13 protein-coding genes and 1 riboswitch are annotated in these 16,317 nt (G+C 73.2%); of the genes, 2 read left to right on the forward strand and 11 right to left on the reverse strand.

Features of this window, described 5'->3' with window-relative positions; genetic code table 11:
- Positions 1-804: 804 nt before the first annotated feature.
- Positions 805-982: riboswitch (cyclic di-AMP (ydaO/yuaA leader) on the forward strand.
- A gap of 3 nt (positions 983-985) precedes the next feature.
- On the forward strand, positions 986-2,257 hold the full coding sequence (locus tag A949_RS0119185; protein WP_026004824.1) for a transglycosylase family protein: 1,272 nt from the start codon (positions 986-988) through the stop codon (positions 2,255-2,257).
- 111 nt (positions 2,258-2,368) lie between these two features.
- Here the strand turns inward: A949_RS0119185 and A949_RS0119190 are convergent, their stop codons facing one another.
- From A949_RS0119190 to A949_RS0119225, 8 genes are all read right to left on the reverse strand, one after another.
- Complete coding sequence (locus tag A949_RS0119190) at positions 2,369-3,259, reverse strand: DUF5936 domain-containing protein (RefSeq protein WP_019357643.1); 891 nt, start codon at positions 3,257-3,259, stop codon at positions 2,369-2,371.
- Between the two features lie 4 nt (positions 3,260-3,263).
- Complete coding sequence (locus tag A949_RS0119195) at positions 3,264-4,259, reverse strand: type II secretion system F family protein (protein WP_019357644.1); 996 nt, start codon at positions 4,257-4,259, stop codon at positions 3,264-3,266.
- On the reverse strand, positions 4,256-5,623 hold the full coding sequence (locus A949_RS0119200; protein ID WP_019357645.1) for a CpaF family protein: 1,368 nt from the start codon (positions 5,621-5,623) through the stop codon (positions 4,256-4,258). Before A949_RS0119200 ends, A949_RS0119195 begins: the two co-directional genes overlap by 4 nt.
- A 51-nt stretch (positions 5,624-5,674) precedes the next feature.
- On the reverse strand, positions 5,675-6,127 hold the full coding sequence (locus tag A949_RS0119205) for a TadE/TadG family type IV pilus assembly protein (RefSeq protein ID WP_019357646.1): 453 nt from the start codon (positions 6,125-6,127) through the stop codon (positions 5,675-5,677).
- 6 nt (positions 6,128-6,133) lie between these two features.
- Positions 6,134-7,939, reverse strand: coding sequence for an AAA family ATPase (locus tag A949_RS0119210; protein ID WP_019357647.1), 1,806 nt, complete (start codon positions 7,937-7,939; stop codon positions 6,134-6,136).
- A gap of 7 nt (positions 7,940-7,946) precedes the next feature.
- A complete protein-coding gene (gene cpaB / locus A949_RS0119215; protein WP_019357648.1) occupies positions 7,947-8,678 on the reverse strand; it encodes a Flp pilus assembly protein CpaB in 732 nt (243 codons plus the stop codon).
- On the reverse strand, positions 8,675-9,616 hold the full coding sequence (locus A949_RS0119220) for a hypothetical protein (protein WP_019357649.1): 942 nt from the start codon (positions 9,614-9,616) through the stop codon (positions 8,675-8,677). The genes cpaB and A949_RS0119220 overlap by 4 nt, the downstream gene beginning before the upstream one ends.
- A 159-nt stretch (positions 9,617-9,775) precedes the next feature.
- Complete coding sequence (locus A949_RS0119225; protein ID WP_019357650.1) at positions 9,776-11,131, reverse strand: Nramp family divalent metal transporter; 1,356 nt, start codon at positions 11,129-11,131, stop codon at positions 9,776-9,778.
- Positions 11,132-11,364: 233 nt separating this feature from the next.
- Between A949_RS0119225 and A949_RS0119230 the strand changes: the two genes are divergently transcribed.
- A complete protein-coding gene (locus A949_RS0119230) occupies positions 11,365-12,399 on the forward strand; it encodes a glycosyl hydrolase family 18 protein (protein WP_019357651.1) in 1,035 nt (344 codons plus the stop codon).
- Between the two features lie 120 nt (positions 12,400-12,519).
- On the opposite strand, the gene A949_RS0119235 is transcribed toward A949_RS0119230, so the two are convergent.
- The 3 genes from A949_RS0119235 to A949_RS0119245 all read right to left on the reverse strand — a co-directional run bounded on the left by A949_RS0119235 (position 12,520) and on the right by A949_RS0119245 (position 16,079).
- The gene (locus A949_RS0119235; RefSeq protein WP_019357652.1) at positions 12,520-13,371 is read right to left on the reverse strand and encodes a S1 family peptidase; all 852 of its coding nucleotides are present in this window, start codon (positions 13,369-13,371) and stop codon (positions 12,520-12,522) included.
- A gap of 99 nt (positions 13,372-13,470) precedes the next feature.
- Entirely contained in the window at positions 13,471-14,331 is an 861-nt protein-coding gene (locus A949_RS0119240; RefSeq protein ID WP_019357653.1) for a S1 family peptidase, read from the reverse strand.
- A gap of 194 nt (positions 14,332-14,525) precedes the next feature.
- Positions 14,526-16,079 (reverse strand): GntP family permease, encoded by a 1,554-nt coding sequence (locus tag A949_RS0119245; protein ID WP_019357654.1) that lies wholly within the window; start codon positions 16,077-16,079, stop codon positions 14,526-14,528.
- Positions 16,080-16,317 lie beyond the last annotated feature (238 nt).

Consider the following 16,317-nt stretch of genomic DNA (forward strand, 5'->3'; position numbering starts at 1 on the left):
GTTCCGGACGGTCGGGCCCACCCACCCCGCACGGCGGCCGGTGCCGGGGCGGCAGCGGCGTGGTGTCACCTCGGCCCCCTCCTGCCGGTACCCCGCGGTGTAGCTAACAGTCGCTGTCCGAATGCAGACTGTGCCACAACTCATTGCGGTGGCGAAGGGGTGGACGCCAACAGGTGCCGCGACCGCGGCCGCACCGGGCGCGGACGGACGCGTTCCGGCACGCCGGGCGGCGGGAAGGGCGGAAAGTAAGCCGGACATGGACCGACGCCGCCTCCTCTCGACGGACCGTGGCGACAGGGCGAGCCGTGCGACACGCACGGGGAACACCCGTGCCGCATACGCGCGTTGAGCAGATGCGGGCTGCGGACGTACCGACCCTCACCATAGCGAGCGAGATGCCCCGTGCGCCCCCTTCGCAACCCCGGTTCCCGGCACGACATGACGCCCATACGCAACACAAAGGGCATATCGCCAACCGCCTCGCACTCTGCGGCACCTCCCCCCGCGAGTTCACTTGCGGAAAGCCGCCGGCCGGATGCACAGGACCGTGAGTCGACTCACAAGAACTCCGGAAACAACAGCCCTTCTTTTTCGCCTCCTTCGCACGGCACCACACTGTTCCCGCAGGACAGCCCGGGAATGCGATCAAGAAAAACATTCCGGACGTGAAATCCGCCGCATCCGGGAGGAGCTGGCCGGACGATCTTTTTCTTGTGCGCCGGAAATATGTGTGCTTAAGGTGCCCGAGCTGTCGCGCCCGACGTGCGGCAGTTCGCAGCCGGACGCCGAGTCCTGCCGCTGGTCTGCGAGAACCCACCGTCGGCAGGAGCGGGGGAACCAGGTAAGTGCCCTGCGGGACCGATGTCCCGAAGGGCTTGGGGTGAAGCCGTGACGGTGCCGCCGAAGAGGCGGACGTTGCGGCCGGGCTACTACTCCGGCCCGAATCCGACAGCTCACCTCGCAGGCGTAGGAGAGGGATTCCCCTATGTCTGGAAAGCATGCCCGAAAGTCCCGGAGCCGCCTTCGCCGCGGTGCCGTCCTGGCACTGACCGCAGGAGGCGCGGGTGTCGTGCTGCCGCTGTTCGCGACCGGCAACGCCGACGCGGCCTCGGTGGACACCTGGGACAAGGTGGCCCAGTGCGAGTCGAGCGGCAACTGGCAGGCCAACACCGGCAACGGCTACTTCGGCGGCCTGCAGTTCTCCCAGTCCAGCTGGGCCGCGGCAGGCGGCACCGCCTACGCCTCCCGCGCCGACCTGGCCACCAAGGACCAGCAGATCGCCGTCGCCGAGAAACTCCTCAAGATGCAGGGCCCCGGCGCCTGGGCCTGCGCCGGAGCCGGCGGCCTCACCGCCGGCGGCCCCGCCGCCGACGTACACCCCGACGGCAACCAGGCACAGCCCCAGCAGAAGTCCGCACCGAAGCAGGCCCCCCAACAGGCCCAGCCCAAGAAGGCCCAGCCCGAGAAGGCACAGCCGGAGAAGGCCCAGCCCGAGAAAGCGGCCCCGCACGGCAAGCCGGCCAGGTCCTACACCGTGGTCGGCGGCGACACCCTCTACGGAATCGCCGGCTCGCACGAGATCTCCGGCGGCTGGAAGGCCGTCTACGCGGCGAACCGCACGGTGATCGGCGGCGACCCGGACCTGATCCTGCCCGGCCAGCGCCTGTCGCTGCGCGCGGAGGACGGCAAGGGGGCCGGCAAGGGGGACATCGAGGAGAACGGCAAGAAGGACCGCAAGAGCTCCGGGGACGGCGCCCAGCCCCAGGGCGGCGCCGAGGACTCCGCCGCGAAGGACGCCGCGGACTCGACCGGGGCCGCGTCCGGTTCGGCCGCCGCGTCCGGGACGGCGCGGGGCGACTACGTCCGGCCGGTGCCGGGCGGGACCAGCACGCCCTACCGGGCCGCAGGGTCGAGCTGGTCCAGCGGGCACCACACCGGCGTCGACTTCTCGGCCACCACCGGAACCCCGGTGCAGGCCGTGGCCGCGGGCGAGGTCGTCGCGGCGGGCGACGGCGGCGCCTACGGCAACCAGGTCGTCATCCGGCACGCCGACGGGAAGTACAGCCAGTACGGCCACCTGTCCTCGCTCGCCGTCCGGGCCGGACAGCAGGTCGACGCCGGGACGCGGCTGGGGCTGTCGGGCGCGACCGGCAATGTCACCGGCCCGCATCTGCACTTCGAGGTGCGGACCGGACCCGGCTACGGCTCCGACGTGGACCCCGTCGCCTATCTGCGGGCGCACGGCGTCTCCCTCTGAGGCGGCGGCACCGCACCCCCGAGCGCCCGGCGTCCGGCCCCCGCGGCCGGGCGCCGGGCGCGCGCGTACCGGACGGGTGCGCGGACCGGAACGTCCGGGGCGGGACCGGGCTCAGCCGCCCAGCACCGCGCCGAAGTCCGTGTCGGAGCCCAGGACGAAGGTGGCGACGATGAGGATGAGGGTGCCGGGGAGCAGGAAGGCGATGGTGGTCATGGTGGCCTTGGGCACGGTCTTGGCCGCCTTGCGGCGCGCGTTCTGGGCGTCGGTGCGGCGCATGTCGGTGGCGATCTGGATGAGCGTCTCGGCGATCGGGGCACCGAGCTCCTCGCCCTGCTGGAGCGCGGTGACGAACTGGTCGACCTCGTCGCTGGCGTTGCGTGCGCGCAGCTCGTCGAAGGCCTGGCGGCGGCTGACGCCCATGTCCATCTGGCGGAGCGTGATGCGCAGTTCGTCGGCCCACGGGCCCCGGTAGCGGTCGGCGACGCGCTCCAGCGCCTGCCGGAAGCCGAGCCCGGCGGAGACCACGACGGCCAGCACGTCCAGGAAGTCGGGCAGGGTGCGCTCGATGACACGCCGCCGCTCCTTGATCGCCTGCCGGATGGCGAGGTCGGCCGCGAACCAGCCGAAGGCCAGCACCAGCGCGGTGAAGAAGAGGCTGCCCGCCCACAGCCCCACCAGCCCCATACCGAGCCCGAAGGCACCGTAGACGGCGCGGCGGGCGGCGTAGCGCTGGAGCGTGAGGCCGCCGGGGTTGCCGGCCTGGTCGATCCGGCGGCGCTTGGCCGCGACCTGCTTGGGGCCCATCAGCCGCAGCACCAGCGGCGCCAGCCGCATGCCGAGCCGGTCGACGGCGGCCTCTCCCGTGGAGGTGCGGGTGGCGCCGACCTCCAGCGCGACGGCCAGGTCGGGCGGGAGCCTGGCCTCCGCCCGGTACATCCGCAGCCCCAGGAAGGCGCCGAGGACGGCGAGTGCGCAGAGCGCGGCGAGTCCGAGAGCGAGCACGGGCTCACACCTCTATCCGGCCGAGGCGGCGGATGACGAGGAACCCGGCGGCGAACAGCCCGACGGCCACCACCATGGCGACCTGGCCGACCGGGCTGCCGGTCACCCGGGCGAGGGCGCCGGGCATCATCGAGTTCATCATCAGCATGGCGCCCAGGCCCAGCAGCGGGATGGTGAAGGCCGTCGCGTTGACCTCGGCGAGCATGGTGCGCACCTCGCGCCTGGTCTCCTTGCGCTCCTCCAGGGTGGTGGTCAGGTTGCGCAGCGAGGCGACGATGGTGCCCCCGGCCCGGTTGGCGAGGACGAGTGTGGTGACCAGGACGACGAGTTCGCGTGAGGGCAGCCGCTCGGCGAGTTCGTTGAGCGCGTCGTCGACGGAGCGGCCGACGGCGAGCTGGTCGGTGACCAGCCGCAGCTCGTCGCCCGCGGGGGCCTCCAGCTCCTCGGCTGCCATGCCCAGTGCCGTGCGCAGTGCGAGTCCGGCCGAGGTGGCGTTCGCGAGGATGCGGGCGAGTTCGGGGAGCTGGCCGATGAACTGCTCGGTGCGGCGCTGCCGCTGGTGCGCCAGGAAGGCGTTGGCGGCCAGCACCCCGACGAGCCCGGCGATCGGTCCGAAGAACGGCGCGAGCACGGAGGACGCCAGCAGCCACAGCACCGCGACCAGCCCGGTCAGGTACACGACGTACTCGCCGGGTGTGAGGTCGAGTCCGGTCGCGGCGAGTTTCGCCTGGAGGCGGCGGCCCGGGCCAGTGGCGCGCACCCGCCGGTCCACTCCGGCGAACCGGCGCCGCCCGCCGCCGGTGCCGGGCGGCAGCGCCGGTGCGGGGCCGCCGTCCCGGTCGAGCCGGGCGAGAAGGGCCCGGCGGCGGGCCCGCCCGGAGGCGTAGAGCAGCGCACCGGCGGCGGCCAGCACACAGGCGGCGAGCGCGGCGCCGAGGGCGGTCGCGGCGGCGGCGTCCAGCGCGAGCGCCGTGCCGTGCGGGCGCGGGTCGGGGGTCACTCCGCCTCCCGGGTGGCGAGCTGGTCCGCGGAGTGGGCGACGCCGAAGGCGGCGGGCACCGGTTCCCCGGCCAGCGAGAGCCGGTCGGCGACGCGGCGGGGCAGCGGCAGATGGGTGAACGTGCCGTGCACCCGGCCGTCGGGGCCGGTGGGCCGCGCCGCGAACCGGGAGACGGTCGCGATCTGGAAGGTCTCGCGGCCGTGCGAGGCCAGCAGGGCGATCTCCACGATCCGGCGGGAGCCGTCCGGGAGCCGCGCGAGCTGGACGAGCACGTCGACGGCGGAGTTGATCTGGTCCTGGAGGGCGGCGAAGGGGACGTCGACCTCGGACATGGAGGCGAGCGTCTGGAGCCGCATCAGGGCGTCCTCGGCGCTGTTGGCGTGCACGGTGGCCAGGGAGCCGTCGTGGCCGGTGGACATGGCCTGGAGCATGTCGAGGGTCTCGCCGCCGCGCACCTCGCCGACGATGATGCGGTCGGGGCGCATCCGCAGCGAGTTGCGCACCAGGTCGCGTACCGTCACCTGGCCCTTGCCCTCCACGTTGGGCGGCCGGGTCTCCAGCCGGATGACGTGCTGCTGCTGGAGTTGCAGTTCGGCGGCGTCCTCGACGGTGATGATGCGCTCGTGTTCGGGGATGAGCGCGGACTGCGCGTTGAGCAGGGTCGTCTTGCCGCTGCCGGTGCCGCCGGAGACGATCACGTTGAAGCGGGCCCGGATGAAGGCGGACAGCAGCGCGAGCATGTGCTCGTCCAGCGTGCCGAGCCCGATCAGTTCGCCGAGCGAGTAGGCGCGCGGGAAGCGGCGGATGGTGAGGGTGGCGCCGGTCAGCGAGAGCGGCGGGATGATGACGTTGACCCGCTCCCCGGACGGCAGCCGCGCGTCCACCATGGGGTTGGACTCGTCCACCCGGCGGTTGACGGTGGAGACGATGCGTTCGATGGTCTGCAGCAGCTGCTCCTCGGAGGCGAACCGTACGGGTACCTGTTCGACGCGCCCGCCCCGCTCGACGAAGACGTGGTCCGGCCCGTTGACCATGATCTCGGTGATCGAGCCGTCCTCCAGCAGCGGTTCGAGCACCCCCAGGCCGAGGGCCTCGTCCACCACGCGCCGGATCAGCAGCGTGCGGTCGCCGGTCGCCAGGACCGGACCGTCCCGGCTGATGAGGTGGCCGAGCACCCGCTCCAGGCGGGCGCGGCGCTCGGCGGGGCTGAGCGCCGACATCTCGGCGAGGTCGATCTCCTCCAGCAGCTTGGCTCGGTAGGCCGGCACCAGGTGCCCGGTGCTGTCGGCGGCGGAGCCCGGCGCTCCGGCGGTGCCGGCCGCCGCGGGGCTCTCGTGCCCGGTGATGCGGGAGCGCAGACTCATGGACCGACCTCGCTCATTCCTGTCCCTCCGTCGCGGCGGTCGCCCGGCTCATCAGCGGCGGTCGCTCGGCATGGTCGCGGAGCGGGAAGCGGAGCCCAGGCTGTCCATCCCGGGGAGCAGGGAAGGGATGGACACGGTCGCGGTGACCCGCACCTCGCCCGCGCCGTCCGCGCGCGTGAAGCTGCTGCGCTCCGCCGTCCAGTCGGACATGGCGGCCCGGCCGCCCGCCGCGTACCGGTCGGCCGTCTCCTCCCGGGAGGCCAGCCGCGCCGCCGCCCGGGCGCCGGTGCCCGCCTGCTGGACGGCGTAGCCGACGATGCCGAGCTGGATGGCCGCCAGCGCCACGAGCAGCAGCAGCGGCAGCATCCCGGCGAACTCCAGCGCGCTGGAGCCGCGATCGGCATCCCGGCCCCGCAGGCCCCACCGCCGCCCCTTCCCCGGCTGGTCCCGGTGGTCCTGCGGACCCCCGCGGCGCGGCAGGCCCCGGCAGGCGCTCCCCGGCATGCCCCCTCACCCCTCCTCCGCCGCGCCCGCCGCGCCGCTCACCGTGAACGGCAGACCCGCGCCGCCCGGGAACAGCAGCGGTGTGCGCAGCTCGACGTCGGCCTGCCAGACGGTGCCGCCGCGGGTGCAGCTGACCGCCGCGTCCGTACGCCACTTCGCGGGCAGATGCGCGCGGGCCGCGTCCTCGCAGGCGCTCTGCGGATCCCCGTAGGCGGCGGCCGCGGTGGCGGCGCGGGCTGCCTCGTCGGCGGAGTTGCCCGCGAGCGAGAAGGTGTAGCCGATCAGGACGCACTGCCACAGCAGCACCAGGGTCAGCAGCACGACCGGCGCCATCCCGGCGAACTCCACGGTCAGCGAGCCGCGGTCGCCGCCCCACCGACCGCCGGTTCCCTCCGGCGGCACCCGGCGGCGAGGGCTGCCCAGGGTTCCGCGGTCGGAGCCGGGCGAGGGCACGGTGCCGGAGACCGGGCCGGGCGGCAGCGCCTGCCGCGCCCGCGGGGCGAGCGCGGGTCTGTGTCCGGCCGCCCCGTCCCCGCCCCGGCCGCCGCCGCCCGGGCCACCGCCGTGGCCGCCGCCGCGGGTCCGGCGCCGGGCCGCGGGGCCGCGCGGCGGCTCCCCGTTCGGCCCCGCGGCCAGTCCGAGCTCGCCCGCCAGGGCCCACAGCGCCTGCCGCACACCGCCTTTGGGGTCCAGGTCCTGCATCCGCCCGGCGTCCAGCGCGGACTGGAGTTCCTTGAAGTGGGCCGGCACGGTCGTGCGGGCCACCGGGCTGCCGGTGATGCGGGCGACGAGCTGCGGCTGGATCTCGGCGTGCCGTGAGGCCCGGTTGACGACGACGACCGTCTCCTCCGCCGTACGGATCCGCAGCCGGTCCCACATCCGCACCATCCGCTTGGCACCCCGTACGGCGAGCACGTCGGGGGTGGTCAGCAGCAGGGCGACGTCGGCCGCCTCCACGGCCGCGGCGTTCCCGGCGTGCATCTGGCTGCCGCAGTCCAGCACCACGGTCTGGTACTGGGACCGCAGCGCGGCGACCAGTTGGCGGGCCGTCCGCTCGTCCACGTCCTCGCCCCGCTCGCCCTCGTCCGGGGCCAGCAGCAGGCCCAGACCGGTCTCGTGCGGGTAGACGGCGTCCTGGAGGACGCGCGGGGTCAGATCCTCGATCCCGGCCAGGTCGGCGACGGACCGGCGGAAGCGCACGTCCAGGCAGGAGGCGACGTCCCCGGACTGGAGGTCGAGGTCGGCCAGCACCGTGCTGCGGCCCGCGGCGCGGGCGGCGAGGGCAAGTTGGACGGCCGTCAGGGTGGTGCCGACGCCGCCCTTGGCCCCGGAGACGGTGACGACGGTGCCGCCGCCCGGTCCCGCGGCGCCGGACGGCGCGGCGCGGCCCTCGGGACCGCCCAGGTGGCGGCGGACCCCGGTGGCCCAGGCCGCGGCGGCGCCGACCCGGGCCACCAGTTCGTCGTGGTGCAGGGGCAGTCCGGCGACACCGCGGGCCCCGGCGTCCATGGCGGCGGCGTACAGCGCGGGGCTGGTGTCCCGGGTGGCCAGGACGACGGCGACGGCGGGGAACCGGAGGGCGACCTGACTGATCAGTTCCAGTGCGGGAACCGGGCCGATGAGTTCGTGGACGAGCACCACCTCGGGCAGCTCGGCGGGCGCCTCGCCGGCCTGCTGGGCCAGGGAGTCCAGCAGCTGCCCGGAGTCGACGGCGGGCGGTACCGGCTCGGCGTCGGGGAGCTGGCTGAGCAGGGTGACGAGGGGGCGGGCGGCGTCCGGGTCGCTGACGGCGGGCTGGATGCGGATGACCATCGGGGCCTCACTTGTCTCCGGGGAGCGTGTAGATGCGGTCCTCCTCGGGGACCTCGGTGTCGTCACCCGGTGCGACCAGGGCGAGCCGGACGTGCTCGGCGAAGGATTCGGCGTAGGCGACGCGCTGGGCGTCCTCGGTGGTGAGCGCGAAGGTGATGGGCACGCCGTCGCGGTCGCGGGCGCGTTCGTCGCGGTCCCCGCCGTCCTTGAGCGGGGTGAGCTTGCCGACGTCGATGACCTTGGCGCCGCTGACGATGACCCGGGACTCGGAGGGGGTGCTGCCGCGGCTGTCGCCTCCGGCACGCTGCTCGCCCTCGAAGGTGGCGTAGATGTTGACCCGGTTGCCGGGACGGATCTTCCCCGCGACACCGGTCTCGGCGTCGATCATGATGGCGATCTCCTGTTCGCCCGCCTCGAGTTCGGGTCGCTCGGCCATCATGTCCGACTGGAGCAGCGAGCCCTTCTTGAGAGGATTGACGGCGATCTTGCGCCGGATGTCGCCCAGGTCGGTGACGGCGGTGGCGGGCAGCCACCGCTTCGGCATGGACACCTCGGTGAACTGCGAGCTGTCCAGTGTCCGGTAGGCGGGCACGTCCTCCTTCAGCTCGTAGGCCGTCGTCTCCTCGCCCACCTTGGACTCCACGTTCCGGACGACGGCCAGCACCCCGGCGAACGCGGCGAGGGCGCACAGGGCCGAGAGGACCAGCAGCAGGACACCGCGGCGCTGGCGTGAGTTCATGGACGGATTCCTCGGGGGTCGGCGACGGCGGGCTCGGGCGGCGCGTGCGCGGGCGGCGCCGCGGGGTGGGCGGAGGCCGCGGGCGCACGCGAAGCGGAGGCGGCGGGAGGCGCGGGCGGCAGCGAGGCGGCGCAGAAGGCACAGCGGTCGCCGATCATCTCGAGGCCGCATCCGGGGCACTCGTCCCGCCGTACCGAGGCGACCAGTTGGTAGAGGACCGAGACGTCGGGGATGGCGGCCACGAACTCGGTCAGCCGGGCCGTGCCCCACCAGTCCGCCGAGTCCCGGGGCAGCGGCGCCTGGTGTACGTGCCCGACCCGCCACCGGGCGGGGAGGGTGTGCAGGGCCCAGTCGGCGGCGAGTCCGCCGGGGGCGACGGTCAGCTCCGTGGCGAACTGCGGCGCGGTCAGGCCCGCGTCCGCCTCGGGGGTGCCGAGCCGGACCAGTTCGGGGGTGGGCGCCGCCAGGACCGCGAACCGGCTGCCGGGCAGCCAGGAGCGGGCGTGCGAGGTGACGCCGACGGGGACCCGGTCCAGCTTGGCGACCGATCCGAGGACGGCACCGGCGTACAGATAGTGGGTCAGCAGGCGGGCCGCGGCGCCGAGCACTCCGGGGGTGAAGTCGCACAGCGAGAGCTGCCGCAGCTGACGCACCAGCACACCGGTCGCCAGCGGCGGCAACTCGACCGGCAACAGCGCGATCCGGCGGCTCTCCAGCAGCGAGCGGACGGTGTGCAGCCGGTGCCGGTGGCGCAGCGGAAGGGTGGCGGGGTAGACGGTGACCAGGTGGCCGTACCGCTCCAGCAGACCCTGGGTCTCGGCCAGCGCCGCGTCCAGCGACTGCTCCCCGGGCGGGGAGAGCACATGGGCGTGCGGGGTGTGCCGGTCGGAGGCGGCGAGCAGGTGGTCGGGGCAGGTGACCGCTAACGCCGTCGACACATCAGCCTCCCCCGGAGCCCACCACCGGGCCACCACACTAGCCATGGGCCCGCGCACCGGGAACCGTTCCCCGCAACTGGGCGCAGCCGAACCACTACCCGCCCCACCCGGCCCGCCAACCCCGGGGCGGGAAAGTCCGCGGGGCGCCGGCCGGCCGCGTCACCAGGGCAGGTCGCGGACCTGCTGCACGCACAGCACGACGAAGAGCACGCAGGAGGCCCCCAGCAGGCCGTTGCTGACCGGACCGTTGCGCCATTCGCGGGGCGTGCGCTCGCTGTTGAGCAGCCACAGCAGGGTGGCGGCGAGGAAGGGCATGAAGAACGCGCCCAGCACACCGTAGGCCACCACCAGGCCGAAGGGCCGGTCCAGCCACAGCAGGATCATCGGGGGGAAGGTCAGCCACAGCAGGTAGCCGCGGAAGGGCAGCGAGCGCTCCTGCTCGCCGCGGGCGAGCGGGGCGACGCCCGCATCGGCCGGACCGCCGCGGGCGGCCCTGAGCCGCGCCACGAAGTCGGCGAACATCAGGCTCACTCCGTGCCACACGCCCACCAGTGAGGAGAAGGAGGCGGCGAAGAAGCCGATCAGGAAGAGCGTGGCGGTGGAGCTGCCGAAGCGCTCCTCCAGGACGGATTCGAGGTCGAGCAGCCCTTTGTCGCCGGAGGCGAGCGCCAGGTGCGAGGAGTGCAGCAGTTCGGCGCCGATGATCAGCATGGCGACGACGAAGATGCCGGTCGTCAGGTAGGCGACGCGGTTGTCGAGCCGCATCATCCGCATCCAGCTGCTGTCGGCCCAGCCCTTGGCGTTGATCCAGTAGCCGTACGCGGCCATGGTGATGGTGCCGCCGACGCCGCCGATCAGGCCCAGGGTGTAGATCAGCGAGCCGGACGGCAGGACCGGTACGAGTCCGGCGAGCGCGTCGCCCAGGTCGGGGCTGACCCGGATCGCGACGTAGACCACGACCAGGAACATCACGCCGACGAACGCCATCATGATCTTCTCGACGACGGCGTAGCGGTTGGTCCACACGAACAGCAGCCCGACCAGCCCGGTGAGGACGGCCCAGGCCTTCAGCGGCAGGGCGTCCGGGAAGAGCGCCTGCAGCGGCAGCGCGCTGGAGGACATGGCGGTCGCGCCGTAGACGAAGCCCCAGATCACGACGTACCCGGCGAAGTAGACCGTCGTCCAGGCGCCCAGGCCGCGCCAGCCGTCGAAGATGGTGCGGCCGGTGGCCAGGTGCCAGCGGCCGGTCGCCTCGGCCAGTGCGATCTTGACGATGCAGCCGATGACGGCGGCCCACAGCAGGGTGTAGCCGAACTTGCTGCCGGCCACGAGGGTGGCGACCAGGTCGCCCGCGCCGACTCCGGTCGCCGCGACGACGACCCCGGGGCCGATCTTCTTCCAACTGGGCCTGCGCACCGCGGGTGCGGCACTGCCGGCCGTACCGGGTGCGGTACCGCCGGATGTGCCGGGTGCGGCACTGCCGGCCGTACCGGGTGCGGTCTCCTCCGCTGCCATGACGCCTCCGCGGAACGCGCGCTCGTGGGTGGGACGACCGTGCAGGTCGCAGGCGATGAAACCGCCTGCGAACGATCAGCACAAGGGGTTGCGCGCCGCGAGGTGGGCGCGCCGGGAACGGCGCGGCGCCTCGGGTGCGCGCTGTCCGATGCCTTGACAACCCCATTGGTCTGGACCAGGTTGTACGGCGCATGCGCACCACCCACCTCCCATCCCCCACACCGGAGGCAGTTGTGGCACGTTCCGGAAGACTCCGCTCCCCCCTGCGCCCCCTCGTCGGACTGCTCGCCTCGGCCGCACTGGCCGCGGGCGGCCTGGTCGCCCTCGGACCGGCCGCGGCACACGCCGGGAGCACCCCCGACGGCCCCGGCCCCCGGGTCGGCGCCTCCCAGGTGCCCGCCCACGCGGTCACCGGCTACTGGCAGAACTTCGACAACGGCGCCACCGTCCAGACGGTCGCCGAGGTGCAGGACGAGTACGACATCATCGCCGTCGCCTTCGCCGACGCGACCGGCACGCCCGGCCAGGTGGACTTCACGCTCGACCCCGACCTGGGCTACTCCGAGCAGCAGTTCAAGGACGACATCGCCGCCAAGCAGGCGGCCGGGAAGTCCGTGATCGTCTCCGTCGGCGGCGAGAAGGGCGCCGTCTCGGTGAACAGCGACGCCTCGGCGGACACCTTCGCCGACAGCATCGTCGGGCTGATGGACGAGTACGGCTTCGACGGCGTCGACATCGACCTGGAGAACGGCCTGAACGCCACCTACATGACCAAGGCCCTGGAGTCGATCCACGCCGCCCGCGGCGACGCGGTGGTCACGATGGCGCCGCAGACCATCGACATGCAGTCGCCGCAGAACGAGTACTTCAAGACGGCGCTGAACATCAAGAGCTTCCTGACCGTCGTCAACATGCAGTACTACAACAGCGGTTCGATGCTCGGCTGCGACGGCCAGGTCTACTCCTCCGGCACCGTCGACTTCCTCACCGCGCTGGCCTGCGTGCAGATCGAGGGCGGACTGGATCCCTCGCAGGTCGGCATCGGCACCCCCGCCTCGCCCAGCGCCGCCGGATCCGGCTACGTCGACCCGGGCGTGGTCACCGACGCGCTGGACTGCCTCGCCGAGGGCACCAGCTGCGGCAGCTTCACGCCCGACGAGCAGTGGCCGGGTATCCGCGGCGCGATGACCTGGTCGACCGCGTGGGACGCCGAGGCCGGCGACGCCTGGTCGGGCACCGTGGGCCCGCACGTGCACGCACTGCCCTGAACCGGCCCCCCGGGCAGCGCCGCGCCCCCGGACCCGCTCGGGTCCGGGGGCGCGGCGGTGTGCGGGCCCCGCGGCCGCCGGCCTGCTACGGCCCTTCGGCGGCCGTCCCTCGACGAGGGACTACGCGGCCGGCTGCGGCAGGACGCAGCCGCGCGCGTCGAGGTCGAGCTGGTTGCCGCGGCCGAAGCAGCGGTTGATCCAGTAGGTCTGCTGGCCGTAGGCGTTCCGGTAGCGGATGCTGACCTCGCCCTTCCGGTCCACCTCGCACGGGTTGTTGAGCGTGCAGCGCTCCCCGTCCTCGTTGTGGGTGTTGTTGACCCCGACCACCTTGCCGGTGCGGTCGTCGATCACCGGGGAGCCGGAGGTGCCGCCCTTGGTCTGGCAGTCCATGGTGTAGCGGATGGAGTTCTTCCAGGTCCAGTCCGCCTCCTTGAGCCGGTAGGCGAACCCGTCGACCGCGCAGCCGAAGGTCTCCTTCCAGTAGCCGGAGACGACGGTGATGTCCCGTCCGGCGCGCGGACGCTTGGCGTCGAGCTTCAGGGCGTCGATGCCGTACTTCTTCTTGATCTGCCGGTAGGTGGAGGTCGTCTCGTACAGCGAGATGTCGGTGTCCGTCATCGTCGCGTACGCGATCTTGTCCGAGTGGATCCTCCCCGCGTCGCTGCCGTCCGCGTTCAGCAGGGTGAAGTCGCGGCTGGTCGGCTGGTCGACGACGACCTCGCCCGCGCCGGGCATGCCCTCCTGGAGGCAGTGGCCGTTGGAGAGCACGAGCGCCGGATCGCCGGGCCGGGAGTGCTTGAGCTTGACCACGGAGCCCGAGCAGTTGCTGAGCGCGACGGTGCCCTCGAAGGAGGGGGTGCGGTGGGCGGTGGGCTGGGCGGGGGCTGCGGCGGCGGGGGCTGCGGATATGCCCACCAGCGCGGCGGCGCTCAGGAGCGCCGCCGCGGCCGTGCCGACGAGGGACTTTCTCATGTACTCCTCATTCATCTCGGTTGCGGGAGACCCGTCCCCGAGCGGGGACGGTGGTCGCGGTTCCTGCGCCGAGCCCCCGGTCCGCACGGACGGGTGGCGTCAGGGCTTGGGGAGCGTGCAGCCCGCACGGTCGAGGTCGACCTGGTTCCCCGCGCCCACGCAGGGCGCGATGATGTAGGTCTCCTGGCCGTAGCCGATCCCCGGGCGGACGGTGACCTGCCCGGACTCGTCCACCTCGCAGGGGTTGTTGAGGGTGCAGCGCGCGCCGTCCTCGTTCCGGGTGTTGTTGACTCCGACCACCTTGCCGGTGGCGTCGTCTATGACGGGGGAACCGGAGGTGCCGCCCTTGGTCCGGCAGTCGGCGGTGTAGCGCAGGGAGTCCTTCATCGTCCAGCCGGCTTCCTTGAGCCGGTAGGCGAAGCCGTCGAGGGAACAGCCGTACTTCTCCCGCCAGTAGCCGGAGACGACGGTGATGTCGCGGCCCTGGGTGGGGTGGGCCGCGTCGACCTCGAGCGCCTCGATGCCGTACCGGGACTCGATCTGCCGGTAGGTGGAGCGCACCTGGTACAGCGAGACGTCGGTGTCGGTCATCGTCGCGTAGGCGACCTTGCTGGCGCGGACGGTGCCGGCCCGGCCGCCGTTCGGCGTCAGCAGGGTGAAGGAGCGGCTGGACGCCTGGTCCTTGACGACCTGGCCGGGCGAGGGCATGCCCGTCTCCAGGCAGTGGCCGTTGGAGAGCACGAGCGCCGGGTCGTCGGGCTGCGAGGCGGGCATCTTGACGACCGAGCCGGAGCAGTTGCTGAGTGCGACGGTGCCCTCGAAGGAGGGCGCCGCCGCCACCTTCGCGCCGTGCGCGGCCGTGTCGTGGTCGACGGCGGCGGCCGGTGCGGCGGCGATACCGGTGAGTGCCGCGGCGCCGAAGAGCGCGGCGGAGAGGGAGGTTGCGAGAGGTCTGTTCACGGTGGGGGTTCCTCTCTTGATACCGAAGGTTCGTTCGGTCCGACGCCGTGCATTCTTGGGCCAGATGGCAGCCACCACAAGAGCGCCCCCGGAATCGGGAGAACCGATTCCGGGGGCGCACGCGCGACCGGGGGCGTCCGAACGGCGGTCCGGCCGGGCGGCGTTGCCGCGGCCGGGCCGCTGCCGGACGCGGGCTAGACGACGATGCTGACCAGCGCCGCCACCGCGAACCCGGCGACCGACAGCACCGACTCCAGCACCGTCCACGAGGCGAGGGTGTCCCGCTCGGAGATGCCGAAGTACTTCGAGACCATCCAGAACCCGCCGTCGTTGACGTGCGAGGCGAAGATGGACCCCGCCGAGATCGCCATGATGACCAGCGCCAGGTGTGCCTGCGAGGGGTCGCTCTGCGCCAGCAGCGGTGCCACGATGCCCGCGGTGGTGACGATGGCGACCGTCGCCGAGCCCTGTGCCACCCGCAGCACCAGGGAGATCAGGTAGGCCAGCACGATCACCGGCAGCCCCGCGTCCCCGAACACGTCCGCGAGGGCCTGCGCGACGCCGGACCCCTGCAGGACGGCGCCGAAGACGCCGCCCGCGCCGACCACCAGCAGGATGTTGCCGACCGGCTTGAGCGAGGCGGTGGAGACCGACTCCAGCGACTTGCGGCTCCAGCCCCGGCGCAGCCCCAGCAGGTAGTAGGCCATCAGCAGGGCGACGGTCAGCGCCACGAAGGGGTGGCCGACGAACTCGATGACCGAGCGGAGCGTGGAGGGGTCGAGCGCGAGCGAGGAGAAGGTCGCCGCCAGGATGAGGACCAGCGGGGTCCCGATGATGGCCAGCACGGTCCCGAGCGCGACGGGCTGTTCCGCTGCCGCTGCCTCCCCGGCCGCGGCGGACCCGGTGCCGCCGGTGCCGCCGGTGCCGGTGCCCTCGGTGCCGGTGCCCTCGGTGCCGGTGCCGGTGCCGCGGGTGCCGGACGTCCGCTTCTCCGCCGCGACGGCGCGCTTGGCCTCCTCGGCGGCCTCCAGCATGTCCTGCGGCACCGCCACGAAGAGCCGGTTGCCGATCCACGCCGCGTACGCCCAGGCGGCGAGCACGGCGGGAATGCCGCAGACGACGCCCATCAGGATGATCCAGCCCAGCTCCACGTCCAGCAGCCCGGCCGCGGCCACCGGGCCGGGGTGCGGCGGCAGGAACGCGTGCGTCATGGACAGCCCGGCGAGCATCGGCATGCAGTAGAGGAGGATGGACTTGCCGCTGCGCTTGGCCGCCGCGTAGACGATCGGCGCCAGCACGAAGATGCCGACGTCGAAGAAGACGGGGATGCCGAAGATCAGGCCGGTCAGCCCCATGGCGAGCGGCCCGCGGCGCTCCCCGAAGAGGCCCAGCAGCCGCGCCGAGAGCGCTTCGGCGCCACCGCTGACCTCCAGGATCGCCCCGAGCATGGTGCCGAGGCCGATGATGATCGCGACGTGTCCCAGGATGCCGCCCATCCCCGATTCGATCATCGAGACGGCGTCGGACTTCTGGACGGTGCCGAAGAGTTCGGTGACGGACAGGCCCGCGCCCAGCCCCACCGCGATGGAGACGGCGAGCAGCGCGACGAACGGCTGGAGGCGGATCTTGATGATCAGTACGAGCAGCAGGACGATGCCGAGGGCCGCCACGGTGAGCAGGCCCCCGGTCCCGGGTATGAGCGCGAGCAGGCCGCCCGTGTGGGGCGCCGCCTCTCCGGCGAGCAGCATGGGAACTCCGTTGTCCGGTACTGGGAGGGGGACTCCGCGCCGGCCCCGGACCGCGGCGGTGCGGTCGCGGGGGCCCGGTTCCCGTCCCCGCGGGTACGCCGGATCGCCCGCCCGCGGCCCGGAGGTGCCGGGGCGGGGCGGGGGTGACCGGTGGGGTGCGGGGCGAGCGGGCGGCGCGGGGGAACCGGAGGCGCACGGCCTCCGGAACGGGGAGGGGAAGGGAAGGGAAGGGGGAGGA

Source organism: Streptomyces sp. AA1529 (assembly GCF_000280905.1).
GTDB lineage: Bacteria > Actinomycetota > Actinomycetes > Streptomycetales > Streptomycetaceae > Streptomyces.